The organism is Microbacterium sp., assembly GCF_003248605.1.
GTDB lineage: Bacteria > Actinomycetota > Actinomycetes > Actinomycetales > Microbacteriaceae > Microbacterium.
Map to the genome: position 1 here is coordinate 1 of NZ_QFPF01000041.1, position 19,319 is coordinate 19,319.

The window sequence follows — 19,319 nt, forward strand, 5'->3', positions numbered from 1 at the left end:
GTTCATGCCCTGCTCGCCGACCTGGCTCACACAGCCCAGGATCACGTCGTCGATCTGCCGCGACTCGAGTCCGTTGCGCTCGAGGAGGGCGCGCAGGGTCAAGGCGGCGAGATCGACGGGGTGTACGGCGCTGAGCGCTCCGCCGGGTTTGCCACGCCCCGAGGGGGTGCGGACGACGTCGACGATGACGGCTGATCGCATGCGACCAGGCTACGCCGGGGTTGGCAGCTCAATACGGCGACGTCTGCACGAGCGGTGGGGCTGATGATGATTCGTGATGCAGGTGCGACCCTCCCACCCGACTCGGTCGTGCACACGTCGCCCCGCAGGCCCTTACGCGCCGGGAACATGCCTCTCGTCGGGCCCGACGTACTCCGACAGCGGCCGGATCAGGGCGTTGGATGCTGTCTGCTCCATGATGTGGGCCGTCCAGCCGGTCACCCGCGCGGCCACGAAGAGCGGCGTGAACATGTCGGTGTCGAACCCGATCAGCCGGTAGGCCGGCCCCGACGGATAGTCCAGGTTCGGGTGGATGCCCTTGCGCGCGACGAAGTCCGCCTCGAGCGTGTCGTAGAGCGCCGCCATCTGGGCGGCCCCGTAGTGCTCGACGAGCGTGTCGAGCGCGGCCTTCATGGTCGGCACGCGCGAGTCGCCGCTCTTGTAGACGCGGTGACCGAAGCCCATGATCTTGCGCTTGTTCGCCAACGCGTCATCGAGCCAGGCCGACACGGCGCCGGCCTCGCCGATCTCGTCGAAGATGTGCATGACGGCCTCGTTCGCCCCGCCGTGCAACGGTCCCTTGAGCGCCCCGATCGCGCCGACAACCGCCGAGTGGAGGTCGGCCATCGTCGAGGTGATCACGCGCGCGGTGAAGGTCGAGGCGTTGAACGAGTGCTCGGCGTAGAGGATCATCGACACGTCGAAGGCGCGGGCGACCACCTCGTGCGGCTCCTCACCGAAGGTCATCCACAAGAAGTTCCGGGAGTAGTCGAGGTCGTCGCGCGGCTCGATCGCCTCCTTGCCCCAGCGGCGACGCTGGTCGTACGCGATTGCCGCGGGCAGCGCCGCGAACAGGCGCACGCTCTTGCGCTGATCGGCCTCCGGCGAGGAGTCGGATGCCTCGGCATCCCGTGCCCCGAGCACCGAGACGGCCGTGCGGACGACATCCATGGGATGCGCCGACAGCGGGGTCAGATCGATCGCGGCGCGGACGGCGGGCTCGAGCGACCGATGCGCCCGCTCCTCGGCGCGGAAGGCCTCGAGCTGCTCCGCCGTCGGCAGCTCACCGTGCCAGAGCAAGTACGCGACCGCCTCGAAGGGCTGCGTCGCGGCGAGCTCCTGCACGGGATACCCCCGGTAGAGCAGGCTGTTCGTCTCGGGGTTGACCTTGCTGACGGCCGTCGTGTCGACGACGACACCGGCCAGGCCCTTCCTGATGTCGGTCGTTTCGGTCATGCCTGCTCCCTTGCTGGAGTTTTGATGTCCCACTTTCTGTCGCTCTGGCGACGCCAAGGCGACAGAAAGTGGGACATGGGTACACACATCTACATGGTGGGGCGGTGCGTCTGGAGTCGGGTCGTGGCGTGCGGGCCTCAGCGCCGTACCTCGAAGTCGAAGACGTTCTGATCGAACCGGCCGTAGCCGGCGTAGTCGATGAGGTCGTACAGGTCGGCACGGTGCTGCATCTGTCCCAGCGTGCCCGAGAGATGGCCCTGGGCCAAGAGCTCGTCGAGGCCGCGTTCGGCCGCCCCCATCGCCAGGCGCAGCAGCGACACCGGCCAGATCACGATGTTGACCCCGACGTCCCGCAGCTGATCGACCGAGAACAGCTCGCTCTTGCCGAACTCCGTCATGTTGGCGAGCATCGGCACGTCGATCGCGGCGCGCATCGCGGCGAACTCCTCGAGCGAGCGCATCGCCTCGGGGAAGATCGCATCGGCCCCGGCGTCGACGAGCGCCCGCGCACGATCGGTGGCGGCATCCATGCCCTCGACGGCACGGATGTCGGTGCGCGCCATGATGAGCAGGTTCGGGTCTCTGCGGGCCTCGACGGCGGCTCGCACGCGTTTGAGGGCGGTCGACTCGTCGACCACGGCCTTGCCGTCGAGGTGGCCGCAGCGCTTGGGGTTCACCTGGTCCTCGATGTGCAGGCCCGACAGCCCCGCATCCTCGAGCACCTGCACGGTGCGGGCGACGTTCATCGGCTCGCCGAACCCCGTATCGGCGTCGATGAGCGCGGGCAGCTCGGTCATCGCCGCGATCTGCGCGCCGCGTGCAGCGACCTCGGTGAGGGTGGTGAGCCCGATGTCGGGCAGGCCCAGGTCGGCCGAAAGCACCGCGCCCGAGATGTAGACCCCCTCGAAACCCTTGCGCTCGATCAGCCGCGCCGACAGCGGATTGAACGCGCCGGGCAGCCGCAGCAGTTCGCCCGATACGAGCCGCTCGCGAAAGAGCCGGCGCTTCTCGGATGCCGGGGTCTGCGCGTACAGCATCAGAACAGGCCCTTGGGGGCAGGTGCCGCAGCCAGCACGCCGGGCTTCGCGGTGATCGTGAGCTGCGCGAGCTCCTCAGCCGACAGCTCCGGCAGCCGCTCGGTGAGCGCCACGAAGCGGTCGATCTCGGCGGGCTCGAGCACGGGCTCTGCCAGCAGGCGGAACTTCGCGATGTAGTCCGCTCGCGCGAACGGCCGCGCACCCAGCGGATGCGCATCGGCGACGGCGATCTCGTCCTCGATCACGGCGCCGTCGGTCAGCGTGATGACCACGCGTCCCCCGAACGCCTTCTCGGCCGGGTCGGTCGAGTGATAGCGGCGCGTCCACTCCTGATCCTCCGCCGTCGTGATCCTGCGCCAGAGCGCGACGGTGTCGGGGCGGCCCGCACGCTCCGGCGTGTAGGAGTCGACGTGGTGCCACCCGCCGTCCTGCAGCGCGACGGCGAAGATGTACGGGATCGAGTGGTCGAGCGTCTCACGGGATGCCGTCGGATCGTACTTCTGCGGATCATTCGCGCCCGAGCCGATCACGACGTGGGTGTGGTGCGAGGTGTGCAGCACGATCGAGGCGACCTTCGCCGGGTCGACGATCGCGGGGTGCCGGCCGTGCAGCCTGCGCGCGAGGTCGATCCACGCCTGCGCCTGATACTCGGCCGAATGCTCCTTCGTGTAGGAATCCAGAATCGCCCGCTTGGTCTCCCCCGGCCCCGGAAGCGGCACCTCGTACGCGGCATCGGGTCCATCCAGCATCCACGCGATGACACCGTCCTCGCCCTCGTAGATCGGCGCGGGCGAGGTCTCGCCGCGCATCGCCCGGTCGACGGCCTCGACCGCCATCTTGCCGGCGAACGCGGGGGCGTGCGCCTTCCACGTCGAGATCTCGCCCTTGCGCGACTGCCGCGTCGCGGTGGTCGTGTGCAGCGCCTGCCCGACAGCCTGGTAGACGGTCTCGGTGTCGAGGCCCAGCAGGGTGCCGACGCCCGCAGCCGCCGAAGGGCCGAGGTGCGCGACGTGGTCGATCTTGTGCTTGTGCAGGCAGATCGCGCGCACGAGGTCGATCTGGATCTCGTACCCGGTCGCGAGCGCCCGCACGAGCGCCGCGCCGTCGGCGCCGACGTGCTGCGCGACCGCGACGATCGGCGGGATGTTGTCGCCCGGGTGCGAGTAGTCCGCCGCGAGGAAGGTGTCGTGGTAATCGAGTTCGCGCACCGCGACGCCGTTCGCCCAGGCTGCCCACTCGGGCGACGTCCGCCGCCCGGGGTCGACGCCGAACACCGTCGCGCCGCGCCCGCCGATCGAGACGGGGTGATCGAGCGCCTGTGCCCGTGCCGCCGAGACGGGCGCGCGCGTGAGGGATGCCGCGGCCACGGCCGCGTTGTCGATGACTCGGTTGATGATCATGTCGACGACATCGGGCTCGACATCCACGGGATCGGTGGCGACCTCGGCGATGCGCCACGCGAGCTGGCCCTCGCGCGGCAGGTACTCGTCGCTGCGGTGCACGCGCAGGTGGTGGCTGATGGTCATGGGGTTCCTTCCGCGAGGGAGACGAGGATGCTCTCGAGAGCGTTGTGCAGGTGCACATGCGTGGCGTGGGCGGCGAGGTCGCCGTCGCGTCGTGCGAGTGCGTGGGCGATGAGCCGGTGCTCCCCGACCGACGCGGCGAGCCGCTCGGGTTTGTCGCGGGCCAGCCGGCGCACGCGGACGAGGTGGGTGCGCACGGTGCGCAGCGCCTGGGCGAGGTAGTCGTTGGCGACCGCGGCGTCGACCGCGGCGTCGAAGCGCGCGATGAGCGCGTAGTACGCGTCGTGGGCCGTCGCACCCTCGAGCGCGCCGGCCGCGGTGGTGAACTCCCACTCGAGCACGGCGAACGCGTCGGCATCGCCGCGCTGCGCCGCGATGCGGGCGGCGGTCTCTTCGAGGGCGCGGCGCACCTCGAACAGGGCGCGGATGTCGTCGGCATCGATCGCCGTGACGACGGTGACCCGCGGAGACTGCTGCACGACGAGCCCGTCGGCGGCGAGCCTGCTCAGCGCCGCGCGCAGCGGCGTGCGGCTCACCCCGAGCCGGGCGGACTGCTCGGTCTCGGCCAGCACGGCGCCGGCGGGCAGGGCCCCGCTCTGGATCTCGTCGAGGAGGGAGCGGTAGGCGCGATCGCTCTGGCGCACAGCATCCCCCTTCGCATCACCGACACCGTTATGTATACATAATGACAGATCCCTCCGCCGCGCGGCGATCTTCGCGCCTTGAACGCATACACATCGCGCCCTCTACCGCGCGCCGCGCCCCGGGCGTAGCCTGCCCGGCATGACCAGTGTCATCCTCACGCGCGCCCTCGAGAAGCGCTACGGCCGCACGCGCGCCCTCGACGGCCTCGACCTCGACGTCGCCACCGGCGAGGTGCACGGCTTTCTGGGGCCCAACGGCGCGGGCAAGTCGACGACGATCCGCGTGCTGCTGGGTCTTGCGCGGGCGTCGGGCGGAACAGCATCCGTCTTCGGCGCCGACCCCTGGCGCCGCGCGGTCGACCTGCACCGGCGCATCGCATACGTTCCCGGCGACGTGAGCCTGTGGCCGAACCTCACCGGGGGCGAGGCGATCGACCTGCTCGCGCGGCTGCGGGGTGCGCACCGCGGGGATGCCGCGTATACGGCCGAGAAGACACGGCTGCTCGAGGCGTTCACCCTGGACCCGCGCAAGAAGGGGCGCGCGTACTCGAAGGGCAACCGACAGAAGGTGGCGCTCGTCGCCGCGTTCGCCGTGCCCGCCGACCTGTACATCCTCGACGAGCCGACGAGCGGCCTCGATCCGCTCATGTCGGTGGTGTTCCATCGCGAGCTCGCGCGGGCGCGTGATGCCGGAGCGACGGCGCTGCTGTCGAGCCATGTGCTCTCGGAGGTCGAGCAGCTCTGCGATCGCGTCAGCATCATCCGCGCGGGGCGCGTCGTCGAATCGGGCACACTCGAGCAGCTGCGGCACCTGACCCGCACACAGGTGTCGTTCGACGACGACGGCGGGGATGCTGCCGGTCTCGCCCGCATCGCGGGCGTGCACGGTGTGCGCTCGGTGCACGGCAGGGTCACGCTCGCGGTCGACAGCGATCGGGTGACGCTCGTGCTCCCCGACCTGGCGCGCCGCGATGTGCGCGGGCTGCGGATCGAGCCGCCCTCGCTCGAGGAGCTGTTCCTGCGCCACTACGGCGACGATCTCGATGCGGGGGCGGGGGCGGCCACGGGAGCCGGCACGGGGGCGGCGCCGTGACCGCCATCGCGCCCCTGCTGCGGCAGCGTCTGCGGCGCGACGCCCTGCAGCTGATCCTGTGGATCGGCACGATCACGGCGCTCACGTTCGGTGCGTTCGCGGGCATCGCCGACACCTTCGGCACCGAGCAGGAGCGCGCGGGGCTGGTCGCCGTCGCACTCGCGAACCCCGTCATCCTCGTCTTCCGCGGGCTGCCCTCGGGCACTGGCGAGGGGGCGTTCCTGATCTTCCTGATCCTGCCCTTCCTGATCCTCCTGGTGGCGTTCATGGCGTCCTTCCTCGCCGTGCGCCACACCCGGGCAGATGAGGAGACCGGCCGCACCGAGCTGGTCGGTGCGACCCCCGCGGGTCGGTGGGCGCCGTTCTGGGCGACCATCGCGCACGGCACGCTCGCGTGCGTCGCGGCCGGTGCGGTCGCCGCGGTCGCCCTCGTCGCATCGGGGCAGGACGCCGCGGGATCCGCGCTCGCCGGCGCCGCCCTCGCCGGATCGGGCGTCGTTTTCCTCGGCGTCGGCCTCCTCGCGGCGCAGCTCGTGCGTTCGGCGCGGGCGGCCAACTCGATCGCGGTGCTCATCATCGTCGGATCCTTCGTCCTCGCCGGCGTCGGCAACGCGCTCGGCACCCCGAGCGATGACCTCACCCGCATGGAGAGTTCGTGGCTCGCCTGGCTCTCGCCCTTCGCCTGGGCCGAGAACGTCCGGCCTCTCAGCGACGACGACCCGCTCCCGCTGCTGCTGTGCACGGGCGCGTTCGTCGTGTTCGCCGCCGCCGCGGCGCTCATCCAGGCCCGGCGCGACATCGGCGAGGGTGCCCTGCCCGAGCGAGCAGGGCGCGCGAACGCGGGACGGACGCTGTCGTCGACCCCCGGGCTGGTGTGGCGCCTGAGCGCCGGATCGATCCTCGCGTGGGCGCTCGGTGCCACCGTCGTGGGCGCTCTCTCCGCCACCCTCGGTGGCCTCGTCGAGCAGGTCGGCACCGACAACCCGCAGATCGCCGCGATCCTCGAACGTCTGGCGGCGGAGGGATCCATGGATCAGGGCGTGCTCGTCACCTTCTTCGTGATGGTCGGGGTGCTCGCGGCGTGTTTCGGCGTGCAAACGATCATGCGCGCGCGGCAGGAGGAGACCCACGGCACCGCCGAGCCCACCCTGGCCACCCCGCTCGCCCGTGCGGCCTGGCTCGGTGCGTTCCTCCTCGTCGCGGTCGTCGGCATCCTCGTGATCTGCGCGGCCGCTGTCGGGGCCGCGGCGCTGGCGATCACCGCGACAGCGGGCGAACCGAGCCTGGCCACCGATGCGGTCGTGGTCGGCGCGGGACAGGCGGTGGCAGCATCCGTCTTCGTCGCCGCCGCCGCGGTCGTGTTCGTGCTCGTGCCGCGTGCGACGATCCCCCTCGGCTGGGGCATCGTCATCGCCGCCGCGGCGCTCGCTCTGTTCGGCACGATCTTCGGCCTGCCCACCGAGATCATCGCGATCTCCCCGTTCGCCGCGACGCCCGTGCCGGCACCCGACGCCGTCGACCCGAACGGGCTGTGGTGGATGCTGCCCTCCGCGGCCGCGGGAGCCGCAGCATCCCTCGCCCTGATGCGCCGCCGCGAGCTCGCGACCGGCGGCTGACGGCGGGCCCGCGGCCCGGCGCCGTGCGGCCGGCGCCGTGCGCCCGGCGCCGGTGCCCGGCGCCGGGCGCCCGGCGAACCCACATTTTTGCAGCGAAACCCCATCCGACGCGTGGTGGCTCGCTGCAAAAATGTGGGTTCGACCCGGTGGGCGCCGCCGGGACGGGGCGCCGCCGGGACGGGGCGCCGCCGGGACGGCGCGCCGCCGGGACGGGGCCCCCCGGGGCGGCGGCCGGGGCGAGGCCCGACCCACGTGGACGCCCCGCCCCGGCGTCAGCGGCGGCGCAGCGCCCCGCGCAGCGCGCGCAGCAGCAACAGCAGCCCGCCGAGGCCCATGAGGCTGCCGAGGAACCCGAAGGCCGGCACATCGCCCGTGACGAGAGGGCCGCCGTCGTCGACGGCGAGCAGGACGCCGGCGATGACAAGAGTGACCCCGACGACCGTGGATGACACGCGCGAGGTGATCGAGTCGATCCACGATCGCTCACCCTCGCTCTCGAACACGCGCAGCCGCATCGAGAACGAGCCGTCCTCGAGCGATCTGGTCACGGCCTCGAGCCGTCGCGGCATGCGGCGGGCCTGTTCGATCGCGAGCGCCGACCACGTCTGCGCGGTGAGAGCGGCACCGCGCGGCGACACGAGGGAGAGCGCGACACGCGGCGCGACGTCGAGGGCCCGGGCGGCCATGTCGTAGTCGGGCACGAGCTTGCGCAACGTGCCCTCGAGCGATGCCAGCGTGCGGAACACCAGCAGCAGCGAGGGCGGCAGGGCCATGCGGTTCCGGCGGAGCACGTCGAGCAGCATCCGGAACACGTTGCCGTCGGCGTGAGAGTTGCGCATGCGGGTGAGGATGACGCCGATGTCACGCTGCAGCAGGGCGACATCGGCGTCGCCGGCCGGCGGGCCGCACATCAGCAGCGCCACATCGGTCACGGCGACATCGTCTTCGTTCGCCATGCCGATCAGCATCGGCAGCAGCAGCCGGCGCATGCTCGACTCGAGCACACCCACGGCGCCGAAGTCGATCAGTGTGACGGTGCCGTCGGGATCCAGCATGAGATTGCCGGGGTGCAGGTCGGCGTGGAAGACACCGCGCACCGCGATCTGGTCCATGACAGCATCCAGGAGGGCATCGGCGATGCGCTGCGCCTCATCCGCCGGCAGGGCATCGTGCGCGAGACGGCTGAACGGGGTTCCCGTCACCCGCTCCTGAACCAGCATCTGGGGGGTCGAGAACTCCGCGAACACCCGCGGCACCCGCAGCAGCCTCTGACCCGATGCCGACACCGCCGAGCGCAGCATCTCGGTGTTCGACGCCTCGATGCGGTAGTCGAGCTCCTCGCGCAGGGCGCGCGCGAACTCGTCGACGAGCGCGCGCGCCCCGTAGTCCTTCGCCCAGTCGGTGCGGCGTTCGCCCTCGATCGCGAGCCGCTCGAGGATGTCGAGGTCGGTCGTCACCTGCGAGCGCGCGCGGGGCCGCTGGATCTTCACGACGACCTCCTCGCCGCCCATGAGCCGCGCGGTGTGCACCTGAGCGACGGATGCTGCGGCCAGCGGCTGCGGATCGATCTCGGCGAAGACCTCCTCGATCGGGCGGTGCAGCTGCGCCTGGATCGCGCTCCGGGCCTCGGGCCAGGGGATCGGCGTCGAATCCATCTGAAGGGTCGAGAAGGCCTCGATCAGGGCGGGCGGCAGCACATCCTCGCGCGAGGAGAGCACCTGCCCGAGCTTGACGAAGGTGACGCCCGCGTCGTTCATGGCGGCCACGAGCGCCGCGGGAAGCCGGTCGTCATCGCCCCGGCGGCGGCTCTCGTAGAAGCCGATCCCGTGGCGCGAGCCGATCGCGAGGATCTGCACGTACCGGCGCGCCCGATCACGCCGGCGGATCGCATCGCGCACGACGCGCACAGGGTTCCGCATGCCGTGCGAGGGCCAGAGGAACTCGAAGGTCAGCACCACGATCACGGCCGCCGCGAAGATCCACCCGACCGTCAACGCGAGGAAGGCCGCGGCGACACCGTCGTCGACGATGATGCGGCCGCCGACCAGGACGTCGGCGGCCGTGAGTGACCGCGACGCGACGGGCAGCGCCAGCACGAACACCGCGACCGAGGTCACGACCGCCCGCACCCAGCCCACCGCGACATCCAGCAGCCGGCGGATCACCCACGCCGAGACGAGGGCGAACACGAGGGCGGCGAGCGCGACGAGGACCCAGTGCGGCATGCGCCGATTCTGTCAGGCCCGGCGGCGGGGCGCGCCTCCGATGCCGCCCCGGCATCCCGCGCAGCGTCGCGCCGGCATCAACCGCACGTTGGGGCGTTGAAACCACGTTGGGGCGTGCTGCTCCGCGCCCCAACGTGATTCTGACGCCCCAACGCGGATAGGAGCGGGGCGGGATGCTGTCGCTCACGCCCCCGCGGCTCCTACGCACCCGCGGCACGCGGGCACCCCGCGGCGCTCAGGCGTCGGCGGCGGCGCGCTCGTCGTCCTCGGTGGCGACGAGCTGGCCGCACGCGCCGTCGATCTCCTTGCCGCGCGTGTCGCGGAGCGTCGTCGGGATCCCTGCCGCGTTGAGCCGGCGCACGAACTCGTTCTGCACGTCACGCTCGGACGCGGTCCAGATCGAGCCGGGCGTCGGGTTCAGCGGGATCGGATTGACATGCACCCAGCCGCGGCCGCGCGCGTTGAGCTTCTCCGCGAGCAGATCGGCGCGCCAGCCGTGATCGTTCATGTCCTTGATCAGGGCGTATTCGATGGAGACACGGCGCCCGGTCTTCTCGAAGTAGGTGCGTGCAGCATCCAGTGCCTCATCGACCTTCCAGCGCGAGTTGACCGGGATCAGCTCGTCGCGCAGCAGGTCGTCGGGGGCGTGCAGCGAGAGGGCGAAGGTGACCGGCAGGTCTTCGTTCGCGAGCTTCGTGATCGCCGGCACGAGTCCGACGGTCGACACGGTGATGCCGCGGGCGCTCATGCCGAGCCCCTCGGGCTGCTTCGCGACCATCACGCGCACGGCCTGCATGACGCGCGCGTAGTTGGCCAGGGGCTCGCCCATTCCCATGAACACGATGTTCGACACGCGCTCGAGCGAGTGGTCGGTGCTCTTCTTGCCGCCCAGCTCCCCCGCGGCGATGACGGCGTTGGCTCGCACGATCTGGTCGACGATCTCGGCCGCCGACATGTTGCGCGTGAGGCCCGCCTGTCCCGTCGCGCAGAAGGGGCAGTTCATGCCGCACCCTGCCTGGCTCGACACGCACAGCGTGATGCGGCCCGGATAGCGCATGAGAACGGATTCGACGAGGGCGCCGTCATGCAGCTTCCACAGGAACTTGATCGTGTCGCCCCCGTCGGTCTGCAGCCGACGCACCTCGGTCAGCAGCGGCGGCAGGAGACCGGCGACCAGCTCTTCGCGCCCCGCGGCCGGAAGGTCGGTCATGTCGGCGGGATCGGCGGTGTAGTGGGTGAAGTAGTGCGCGGCGATCTGCTTGGCGCGGAACCCGGGCAGCCCGAGCTCGGTGGCTTTCGCCACGCGCTCGGCGGGGGACATATCGGCCAGATGCACGGGAGGCTTGCCGCGTTTCGGAGAAGCGAACTGCAGCAGCGGCCGGCCCTCGGCATCCTTCTTCTGCGACCACCCCTCCGTCGTGGGGCGCACCTGACGCGGTTTTGTCGTGCGCACGGCGGGGGTGTCAGTCATACCTCCCAGGGTAGCCGCGCCGCCGCGGCACTACAGTGTGCCGGATGAGCGATGTCACACCCGACGCCCGGTACCTCGCGGTCCCGCCCGCCCGCGACCGCCCGGAGCCGACCCGATGACCGACGTGCGGATCCGCGCCATCGAGCCCGGCGATGCGGGCGAGGTGCTGACCCTCCAGCGCGCGGCCTTCGTGCAGGAGGCCCTGATCTACGGCACGCCGCACATGCCGCCGCTCACGCAGACTCTCGACGAGGTGGAGGCCGAGCTGGTCGAGAACGAGGGATGCGTCGCGCACATCGGCACGCGAATGGTCGGTGCCGTGCGGGGCCGCGTCGACGGCGCCCTGCTGCTGATCGGACGCCTGGCGATCGCACCCGATGTCCAGGGCGCGGGCATCGGCTCGCGGCTGCTCGCGGCCGTCGAGGCCCGCGGTCGCGCGGCGGGCTGCCGCGAGGCCGAACTGTTCACCGGGTCGCTCAGCGAGGCGAATCTGCGCCTCTACGAACGCGAGGGCTACGCCGAGTCCGAGCGGGTGCCCGGCGACGACGGCATCGAGCAGGTGTTCCTGCGCAAGTCCATCGCCTGAGGCCTCAGGGGGTGGATGCCGCCGCCAGCAGCCGCTCCAACGCCTCGACCGCGGGACGCTGGCCCTTGACGAGCAGCGTGCGGGCCTCGCCGAGGGGCACCCACCGCGCGTCGTCGACCTCGGGGAAGCGCTGCATGCGCCCCGAACGCGGCGGCCACTCGAGGTCGAACTCGCCGAAGGTCAGGTGCGGCGGGTCGAACCCTGCGCCGTCGGCGACGAACACCACAATGCGTTTGCCCGAGGAGTACACGAACGTGCCGAGTTCGGCATGGTCGAGCTCGGGCGGGGCGATGCCGAGCTCTTCGGCGAACTCGCGACGCGCAGCGTCCCGTGCCGTTTCGGTGTCGGGATCGTATTCGCCCTTGGGGATCGTCCAGGCGCCCTCGCGCTTGGAGGTCCAGAACGGGCCGCCCATATGGGCGAGGAAGACCTCGGCCGCGTCCGCGCCGTTCGGGCCGAGTCGATACAGCAGGATTCCCGCGCTCATCACCGGCATGCGGCGATGGTAGCCGCCTCGCGCGGTCAACATTCCGGAAACAGTGTCGCCCAGCGGCACGATCAGGTCCGGAATTCTGCGGGCACCGCACACGATGGCCGCCGTCGCTCCGGAATGTTGACCGATTTCGCCGCGTGACCCACCCGCCACCCGGCCCGCTCCGGTCAGCCGGGCGCGGCCCGCTTCCGCCCCGCGCCCGGCACCGTTCCCAGCCCAGCTCCCGTCAGTCGAGGAAGATGTCGGGGAACAGGGCCGAATCCGGCGTGCCCGGCACCGCTGCGTACCCCGAGAAGTCGGTGACGCCGGCCTCGGTCAGCACGTCCTCGACGATCAGCTGCCGACCCGTGCACGACGCGGCAGGCCGGGTGATGACTTCGTACGCCGCGTCGGCGTAGATCTCGGCTGTGCGGCTGGCCGCCATCACGCGGTCGCCGCCCAGCAGGTTCTGCACCGCGGCCGTCGCGATGGTCGTGCGCGGCCACAGCGTGTTCGCGGCGATGCCCGCGAACTCGGCGGCAAGGCCCAGCGTCACCATCGTCATGCCGAACTTCGCCAGCGAATACCCCGTGTGCGCCCCCAGCCACCTCGGCGTCGGGTTCAGCGGGGGCGAGAGCGAGAGGATGTGCGGGTTCTTGCTGTCGCGCAGGATCGGCACCGCGGCACGCGAGAGCATGAAGGTGCCGCGCACGTTGACGTCCTGCATCAGGTCGTACTTCTTCGCGTCGAGGTCGAGCGAACCCGACAGGTCGATCACACTGGCGTTGTTGATGACGATGTCGATGCCGCCGAACTCGCCCTGCGTCTTCAGCACCGCCTCGGTCACGTCGTCGTCGGATCTCACATCACCGACGATCGGCAGCGCCTCGCCCCCCGCCGCGCGGATCTGCTCGGCCGCCGAGTGCACGGTGCCCTCGAGGCGTGGATGCGGGGTGTCGGTCTTCGCGAGCATCGCGATGTTGGCGCCGTCCGCGGCCGCGCGCAGCGCGATCGCGAGGCCGATGCCGCGGCTTCCGCCCGACATCAGGATCGTGCGTCCGGCGAGGGGTTTTCCGTTCATCGGGGGTCCTTTCGGGATGCGGCGGAGGCGGACGCCTGGGCGAACGCGGCGATCCGCGCCCGGGCGTCGGGGGTGTCGAAGGCCGCGCCGATCGTGCGGGCCTCCTCGTCGAGCTGGTCGGCGAACGAACGCGTCGGCTGCGATCGGATGAGGCGCTTGGCCTGGCCGAAGGCTGCAGTGGCGCCCTCGAGCCAGGACCGGGCCACGGCCTCGGCCCGCGACGCGACGTCGCCCGCGTCGACGACCTCGGCGATGAGGCCCCACGCGCGGGCCTCATCGGCCGACAGCATCCGGTCGCCGAGCACGAGCTGCAGCGCCCGGCGCTCGCCGACGGCGCGGGCCAGCTGCGCCGAGACCGAGAGGTCGGGGGTGAGCCCGACACCGGCGTACCGGCTGCCGATCCGGGAGTCGGCGGCGGCGATCGCGTAGTCGCTGGCGAGGAGGATGCCGAGACCGCCACCCGCGGTCGTGCCCTGGGCGGCGGCCACGACCGGCACCGACGACTCGACGAGCGCGCGGATGCCGCCGTGGATCACGTGGGCGAGTTCGGTGATGCCCGCACCCGTCCCGACCGCGGTCGCCATCGCGACGACGTCGCCGCCCGCGCAGAAGGCGGGGCCGGCCGCGTCGATGAGGATCGCGCCGATGTCGTCGGACGACGTCGCCTCGACGCAGGCGACCTGCCAGGCGTGCGCCATCGCCTCGTCGAACGCGTTCAATCGCGCCGGTCGGTTGAGCGTGATGCGGGCGAGCCCCCCGTCGATCCGCAGACGGATGCTGTCGCTCATCGCGGTGCCATCCGGATCGCCCCGTCCAGTCGTATCGTCTCGCCGTTGAGATAGCCGTTGTGCACGATGTGCAGGGCGAGATCGGCGTACTCCTCGGGTCGCCCCAGCCGCGACGGGTAGGGCACCTGTTCGCCGAGCGAATCCTGTGCGGCCTGCGGCAGGCCCTTGAGCATCGGGGTCTCCATGATTCCCGGTGCGATCGTGACGACGCGGATGCCGTGGCGTGCCAGCTCGCGCGCGATCGGCAGTGTCATCGCGTGCACGCCGCCCTTGCTCGCGGAGTACGCGGGCTGCCCGATCTGGCCGTCGAACGCGGCGACACTCGCCGTGTTGACGATGACCCCGCGGTCGCCGCCGGGCAGCGGCTCGTTGCCCGCCATCGATGCCGCCGCCTGGGCGATCACGGTGTACGTGCCGATCAGGTTGATGCGCACGACCCGCTCGAAGTCGGCGATCGGGGACGGGTTTCCGTCGCGGTCGAGCACCTTGGCGGGCGGGGCGATGCCCGCGCAGTTCACGACGACGCGCAGCGGCGCGAGCGCGGATGCTTCGGCGACCGCCGCGCGCACCTGCTCCTCGTTCGTGACGTCGGCGGGTGCGAAGACCCCGCCGAGCTCGGCGGCGATCTCCTCGCCGGGCGAGGACGGCAGGTCGATGATCGTGACGACCATGCCCTCGCCGGCCAGACGCCGCGCGGTCGCGAGCCCGAGCCCGCTGGCGCCGCCCGTGACGAGCGCGCCGGATCTGCCTTCGTGCATGGGGTTCTCCTTCGAACATCACGCGCGCGGGCGGTCGTGGCGCCGCGCGTGGAATCGCGCATCAGCCTACGCGGCACCGGGTGTCACGCGCACCCCGGACGCCGCGCCGCCCTCACGCCGGGCCGAGGATGAAGTTCCACGAGCCCACCCACACCGCGGTCGCGAGGGCGGTCGCGCTGATCGCGGCGCCGGCGGCGACCAGCACCCACTCGCGCGCACCCCAGCGCGACTCGCGCGCCCACGTGCGTGTGATCGGGCGGCCGTCCGCGTCGGCGATTCCGCCGAAACCGCGCGCCTCCATCGCGGTCGCAAGCTTCGTCCCGCGGCGGATCGCCAGTACGAACAGCGCGAACGCCATGCCGAGAACCCGCCGCACGCGGCCCTCGTCGGCGACCCCGCGGGCCCGCCGCGCCAGCGCGAGGGCGCGCCAGTCGTCGGCGAGCAGCCCCAGCATCCGCATGCCGGCGAGCGCCCCCAGGACGAAGCGGGCGGGCAGGTGCACGATCTGGGCGAGGCCGTCGGCGAGGTCGGTCGGATCGACCGTGACGAACAGCACGATGCCCGGCAGCGCGATCGCCAGCACGCGGAAGAAGGTCGCCACGGCCAGCTCGAGCGATCCTTCGCTGATGCGCACGACGAACCACTCGACGTAGATCTGCCCCGACGTCTGCCCGTAGAGGGCGATCGTCACGGCCGTCAGGGGCGCGGCGACCCACACGGGCAGGGTGCGCAGCCAGAACTCGCGCCACCGCACCCCCGACAGCACGAACAGGATGCCGGAGAGCCCGAGCGCGACCGCTGCCGAGACCCAGTCGATGGTGAGCACGAGCGGCAGCGCGATCAGCAGCGCCGCGGTGAGCTTGGCGACAGGATTGATGCCCGCGATGGGACCCGCGCGCACGGCGCGCTCCTGCTGCTGCTGCGCGATCACGGCGCCCTCAGCGCGAACTCGCGCGCGTGCAGGGCCCCCAGCACGGCGGCGTCGTGGGTGACCGCGACGACCGCAGCGGGGCTCTCGCCCCCACCCCCGCGCCCGTCGCGCAGCTCGGCGATCAGGGCGACGAGTTCGGCCCAGGTCAGAGCATCCTGCCCGAACGTCGGCTCGTCGAGCACCATCACGCGCGGTCGGGTCGCGAGCATGCCGCCGACGGTGAGGCGCCGCTTCTCTCCGCCCGAGAGCGTGTACGGATTGGCGTCGGCGAGCGCCGCGAGGCGCAGACGCGCGAGCAGCGCATCGGTGCGGGCGGCGATCTCGCCCTCACCGAGTCCCAGCGCGCGAGGCCCGACCTCGAGCTCGCGCCGCACCGTGGTCGCGAGCAGCTGGTGTTCGGGATCCTGCAGCACCGTGCCGACGCGCGTCAGCAGCTGACGCGACGACCATGCGATCGGCTCGCGTTTCGCATCTCCCGCGAGAGACGTGGATGCCGCCACCCGGCCCTTCGCCGGCGCCAGGAGCCCCGCGAGAGTCAGGCCCAGCGTCGATTTTCCGGCGCCGTTGGGCCCCGTGATGCCGACGACCTCGCCGGGGCGCACGTCGAGATCGACCGACCCCGCGACGATGGAGCCGCGCACCCGTGCGACGGCGAGCTCACGCGCCTCCAGCAGCGGCGCACCGGGCGACACCGCGGGGGGCGGGGGCGGCGGCGGGGGAAATCCCGGCACCCACACACCCCCCGCGGCGAGCTCTCGGCCGTGCCCGTGCAGCACGGCGTCGGGGGAACCGTCGGCGATGACGCCGCCCTCCCCCAGCACGACGACCCGGTCCACGAGCGGCAGCCACACGTCGAGGCGATGCTCGACCACGACGAGCGTCGCTCCGGTGCGTTCGAGGGATCGGGCGACAGCATCCCGCACCTCGGTCACCCCCGCGGGGTCGAGGTTCGCGGTCGGCTCGTCGAGCAGAATCAGCCCCGGGCGCATCGCGAGCACCCCGGCGAGCGCGAGTCGCTGCTTCTGCCCGCCCGAGAGCGCCGAGGTGGACCGATCGAGCGGCACATCCAGGCCCACGGCGTCGAGCGCATCGGCGACCCGAGGCCAGATCGCCGCCCGCGGCACGCCGAGGTTCTCGCATCCGAACGCGACGTCGTCGCCGACCCGCGCGAGGATCGCCTGGCTGTCGGGATCCTGCAGCACGAGCCCCGCCCGGCCCCGGGCGCGGGCGGCCGGCACCCCGTCGATCGTCAGCTCGCCGAGGCTCTCGCCCTCGTCGTCGCCGCCGAGCACCCCCGCGAGGGCGTGCAGCAGGGTCGATTTGCCGGCACCCGATGCGCCGAGCAGCAGCACCCGCGTGCCGGGATCGATCCGCAGCGAGACCTCACGCGCCGCCCACCGCCGGCGCGAGGCGTAGCGCCAGCCCCAGCCGCGCGCGTCGACCGCGGCGGGACGAACGGATGCTGTCATCACGACGCTCAGACGCGTCGCGAGACCTCGCGGCCCGACGCGAACCGCGACAGCGCGCCCGTCTGCGCGAGCCCGCGCGCGACGAACCAGGACCCCGCTCCCGCGATGACGGCGCCCGAGATCGTCGTGGAGACGATGTAGACGATCGTGAAGGCGGTGTCGGCGCCGGCGTACCAGAGGATGCGGTCGTTGATGCCGCACGCGAGTCCGGCGCCGGCCCCCGCGAGGATCGCGACCGGCAGACGCCACACGGCGTACGCGAAGAGCAGGAAGACGAGCTCGGCGCCGAGCCCCTGCACGAGACCCGACACGATCGTCAGCGGCCCCCACTGGTTGCCCACGAGCGCCGAGATCACGGCGGCGAGCAGCTCGGTGTAAAGGGCGGCGCCGGGCTTGCGGATGATGAGGCCGCCGAGCACGCCGGCGACGAGCCAGGGGCCGGCGAGCAGCCCCTGCACGCCGGGCAGCAGGGGCGCGAGGGCCTCGCTGGGCAGCTGGTACCCGACGTTCCAGAGCAGGAAGACGGCGGCGCAGGCGACGCCGATGACGCTGGCGACGACGATGTCGACGACCCTCCAGCGCCAGACGATGCGGCCGAAGCTCCCCTGGACGGGGGCGGACGTGGACGTGGACGTGCTCATTCGGATCTCCTCCCTGCGCCGGCATGATCCGGATCAGGTTCGACGGTCGAAGCGTGGTTCGCTTCCTCTCAGCCCGGCTCACCGGACTCCCGTGTGTTGTGGGCATGAGTATAGCCACCCCGCGGGGCGATATCTTGGCCGTGTGACCCCGACCGCCGCGCCCGCCCTGGCATGGCTGCACGACGACAGGATCACCGCCGGCGCGCAGACGCACGACCCGGACGGTGACGACGACGGCGACCTCATCGGCCCCCGCCGCCCCGGATCCGCGTGGCGCGCGGCGCTGCTGCCGCCCCTCGCCGTCGTGCTCGTCCTCGTGCTCGGCTACGGCGCCGCCCTGCTGCTGTGGCCCCTGCACGCTGTCGCACCGCGGGTGGAGGCGGTGGCGGTGACGACGAACCCGGCCGTCGCCGCCGCGCCCGCGTGGCCCGCCGACGGCTCGGCCGCGCTCGGCGTCGCGGGGCTCGGCTCGCCCCTGTCGAGCGCCGCCGAGGCCGTGCCCATGGCGAGCATCACCAAGGTCGTCACGGCGCTCGTCGTGCTCGATCGTCTGCCGCTCGCGGTCGGCGAGCAAGGTCCCGAGTACACCTTCACCGCCGCCGACCGGGCGGACTACCGCGCGACGATCGCCGCCGGCGAGTCGGCGCTGCCGGTCGTGGTGGGCGAGAGCCTCACCCAGTACCAGCTGCTCGAGGGCCTGCTCATCGGCTCGGCCGGCAACTACGCCGACTACCTCGTCGCGCAGATCGCCCCCTCGCACGCGGTCTACGCGCGAGCCGCGAACGAATGGCTCGCGCAGCACGGCCTGGGCGGCATCACGGTGGTCAACCCCTCCGGCATCAGTCCCCGCAACGTCGCCACGCCCGCAGCCCTCGTGACCCTGGCGCAGCGCGCGCTGACCAACCCCGTCATCGCCGAGATCGTCGCCAAGACCTCCGTCGACCTGCCGGGCGTGGGGCTCGTCGAGAACACGAACGCGCTGCTCGGCGAGCCGGGCGTGATCGGGGTCAAGACCGGATTCCTCGGGCGCGACTACAACCTCCTGGCCGCGCGTGACATCGCGGTCGGCGACGTCACGGTGCGAGCCTTCGTCGCTGTGCTCGGCCAAGACACCAGCGCCGCCCGGTTCGATGAGGCCCGAGCGCTGCTGGCCTCGCTCGATGCGCCGCTGCAGCCGACCCTCGCGGTACCGGAGGGCACGGTCGTGGGCACCGTCACCACCCTGTGGGGCGAGCCCGTCCCGATCGTCACCGACGCCGACGCCGCCGTCATCCTCTTCAACGGCGGCGCGGCGACCGCGACGCCGCAGCTCGCTCTCGGCGAGGCCGGCGACGACCGCGCCGCGGGCGCGGTGGCCGGCACCCTGCAGGTCACCGGGCCCCTCGATGCGGCCGACGTCGACGCGGTGCTGCAGTCCGCCGTCGAGGACCCGAGCATGTGGTGGCGACTCACGCACCCGCTCGAGTTGCTCGGACTGGCCGACGGCTGACCCCCACCACCTCCGCGCGCATCGCTACAGTGAGCGCAGA

General features: G+C 72.1%; 17 protein-coding genes, 1 pseudogene and 1 riboswitch. Of the genes and pseudogenes, 4 read left to right on the forward strand and 14 right to left on the reverse strand.

What is annotated here, in order from left to right; all coding sequences use genetic code 11:
- From DI573_RS07360 to DI573_RS07380, 5 genes and pseudogenes are all read right to left on the reverse strand, one after another.
- Positions 1 to 201, reverse strand: a pseudogene (locus tag DI573_RS07360) (steroid 3-ketoacyl-CoA thiolase); the annotation flags it as partial.
- A 132-nt stretch (positions 202 to 333) separates the two neighbouring features.
- Positions 334 to 1,455 (reverse strand): bifunctional 2-methylcitrate synthase/citrate synthase, encoded by a 1,122-nt coding sequence (locus DI573_RS07365; protein WP_292812313.1) that lies wholly within the window; start codon positions 1,453 to 1,455, stop codon positions 334 to 336.
- A 137-nt stretch (positions 1,456 to 1,592) separates the two neighbouring features.
- Positions 1,593 to 2,492, reverse strand: coding sequence for a methylisocitrate lyase (prpB, locus tag DI573_RS07370; RefSeq protein WP_292812316.1), 900 nt, complete (start codon positions 2,490 to 2,492; stop codon positions 1,593 to 1,595).
- Positions 2,492 to 4,018, reverse strand: a complete 1,527-nt coding sequence (locus DI573_RS07375) for an MmgE/PrpD family protein (protein WP_292812319.1) — start codon at positions 4,016 to 4,018, stop codon at positions 2,492 to 2,494. Before DI573_RS07375 ends, prpB begins: the two co-directional genes overlap by 1 nt.
- Complete coding sequence (locus DI573_RS07380; RefSeq protein WP_292812321.1) at positions 4,015 to 4,659, reverse strand: GntR family transcriptional regulator; 645 nt, start codon at positions 4,657 to 4,659, stop codon at positions 4,015 to 4,017. The genes DI573_RS07375 and DI573_RS07380 overlap by 4 nt, the downstream gene beginning before the upstream one ends.
- Before the next feature lie 139 nt (positions 4,660 to 4,798).
- Between DI573_RS07380 and DI573_RS07385 the strand changes: the two genes are divergently transcribed.
- Together DI573_RS07385 and DI573_RS07390 are read left to right on the forward strand one after the other, a co-directional pair.
- The gene (locus tag DI573_RS07385) at positions 4,799 to 5,752 is read left to right on the forward strand and encodes an ABC transporter ATP-binding protein (RefSeq protein WP_292812324.1); all 954 of its coding nucleotides are present in this window, start codon (positions 4,799 to 4,801) and stop codon (positions 5,750 to 5,752) included.
- A complete protein-coding gene (locus DI573_RS07390) occupies positions 5,749 to 7,368 on the forward strand; it encodes a polyketide antibiotic transporter (RefSeq protein WP_292812327.1) in 1,620 nt (539 codons plus the stop codon). Before DI573_RS07385 ends, DI573_RS07390 begins: the two co-directional genes overlap by 4 nt.
- 272 nt (positions 7,369 to 7,640) lie before the next feature.
- Here the strand turns inward: DI573_RS07390 and DI573_RS07395 are convergent, their stop codons facing one another.
- A complete protein-coding gene (locus DI573_RS07395) occupies positions 7,641 to 9,593 on the reverse strand; it encodes an AarF/UbiB family protein (RefSeq protein ID WP_292812329.1) in 1,953 nt (650 codons plus the stop codon).
- A 235-nt stretch (positions 9,594 to 9,828) separates the two neighbouring features.
- Positions 9,829 to 11,064 carry a 23S rRNA (adenine(2503)-C(2))-methyltransferase RlmN gene (gene rlmN, locus DI573_RS07400; RefSeq protein WP_292812331.1) on the reverse strand — a complete coding sequence of 412 codons (1,236 nt, stop codon included), beginning with the start codon at positions 11,062 to 11,064 and terminating at the stop codon, positions 9,829 to 9,831.
- 115 nt (positions 11,065 to 11,179) lie between these two features.
- On the opposite strand from rlmN, the gene DI573_RS07405 reads away from it, so the two are divergent.
- Positions 11,180 to 11,650, forward strand: coding sequence for a GNAT family N-acetyltransferase (locus tag DI573_RS07405; RefSeq protein WP_292812334.1), 471 nt, complete (start codon positions 11,180 to 11,182; stop codon positions 11,648 to 11,650).
- 4 nt (positions 11,651 to 11,654) lie between these two features.
- Here the strand turns inward: DI573_RS07405 and DI573_RS07410 are convergent, their stop codons facing one another.
- From DI573_RS07410 to DI573_RS07440, 7 genes are all read right to left on the reverse strand, one after another.
- Positions 11,655 to 12,146, reverse strand: coding sequence for an NUDIX domain-containing protein (locus DI573_RS07410; RefSeq protein ID WP_292812336.1), 492 nt, complete (start codon positions 12,144 to 12,146; stop codon positions 11,655 to 11,657).
- A gap of 223 nt (positions 12,147 to 12,369) precedes the next feature.
- The gene (locus tag DI573_RS07415) at positions 12,370 to 13,203 is read right to left on the reverse strand and encodes an NAD(P)-dependent oxidoreductase (RefSeq protein ID WP_292812338.1); all 834 of its coding nucleotides are present in this window, start codon (positions 13,201 to 13,203) and stop codon (positions 12,370 to 12,372) included.
- Complete coding sequence (locus DI573_RS07420) at positions 13,200 to 13,991, reverse strand: enoyl-CoA hydratase/isomerase family protein (protein ID WP_292812341.1); 792 nt, start codon at positions 13,989 to 13,991, stop codon at positions 13,200 to 13,202. Before DI573_RS07420 ends, DI573_RS07415 begins: the two co-directional genes overlap by 4 nt.
- Positions 13,988 to 14,749 carry an SDR family NAD(P)-dependent oxidoreductase gene (locus DI573_RS07425; RefSeq protein WP_292812343.1) on the reverse strand — a complete coding sequence of 254 codons (762 nt, stop codon included), beginning with the start codon at positions 14,747 to 14,749 and terminating at the stop codon, positions 13,988 to 13,990. The genes DI573_RS07420 and DI573_RS07425 overlap by 4 nt, the downstream gene beginning before the upstream one ends.
- Positions 14,750 to 14,861: 112 nt before the next feature.
- Positions 14,862 to 15,680, reverse strand: coding sequence for an energy-coupling factor transporter transmembrane component T (locus DI573_RS07430; protein WP_292812345.1), 819 nt, complete (start codon positions 15,678 to 15,680; stop codon positions 14,862 to 14,864).
- Positions 15,677 to 17,149 carry an ABC transporter ATP-binding protein gene (locus DI573_RS07435; RefSeq protein ID WP_292812348.1) on the reverse strand — a complete coding sequence of 491 codons (1,473 nt, stop codon included), beginning with the start codon at positions 17,147 to 17,149 and terminating at the stop codon, positions 15,677 to 15,679. Before DI573_RS07435 ends, DI573_RS07430 begins: the two co-directional genes overlap by 4 nt.
- A gap of 8 nt (positions 17,150 to 17,157) precedes the next feature.
- Positions 17,158 to 17,790 carry an ECF transporter S component gene (locus tag DI573_RS07440; RefSeq protein ID WP_292812350.1) on the reverse strand — a complete coding sequence of 211 codons (633 nt, stop codon included), beginning with the start codon at positions 17,788 to 17,790 and terminating at the stop codon, positions 17,158 to 17,160.
- Positions 17,783 to 17,893, reverse strand: a riboswitch (TPP riboswitch). It overlaps the preceding gene by 8 nt.
- A gap of 39 nt (positions 17,894 to 17,932) precedes the next feature.
- On the opposite strand from DI573_RS07440, the gene DI573_RS07445 reads away from it, so the two are divergent.
- Positions 17,933 to 19,279 carry a D-alanyl-D-alanine carboxypeptidase gene (locus DI573_RS07445; protein ID WP_292812353.1) on the forward strand — a complete coding sequence of 449 codons (1,347 nt, stop codon included), beginning with the start codon at positions 17,933 to 17,935 and terminating at the stop codon, positions 19,277 to 19,279.
- Positions 19,280 to 19,319: the final 40 nt, after the last annotated feature.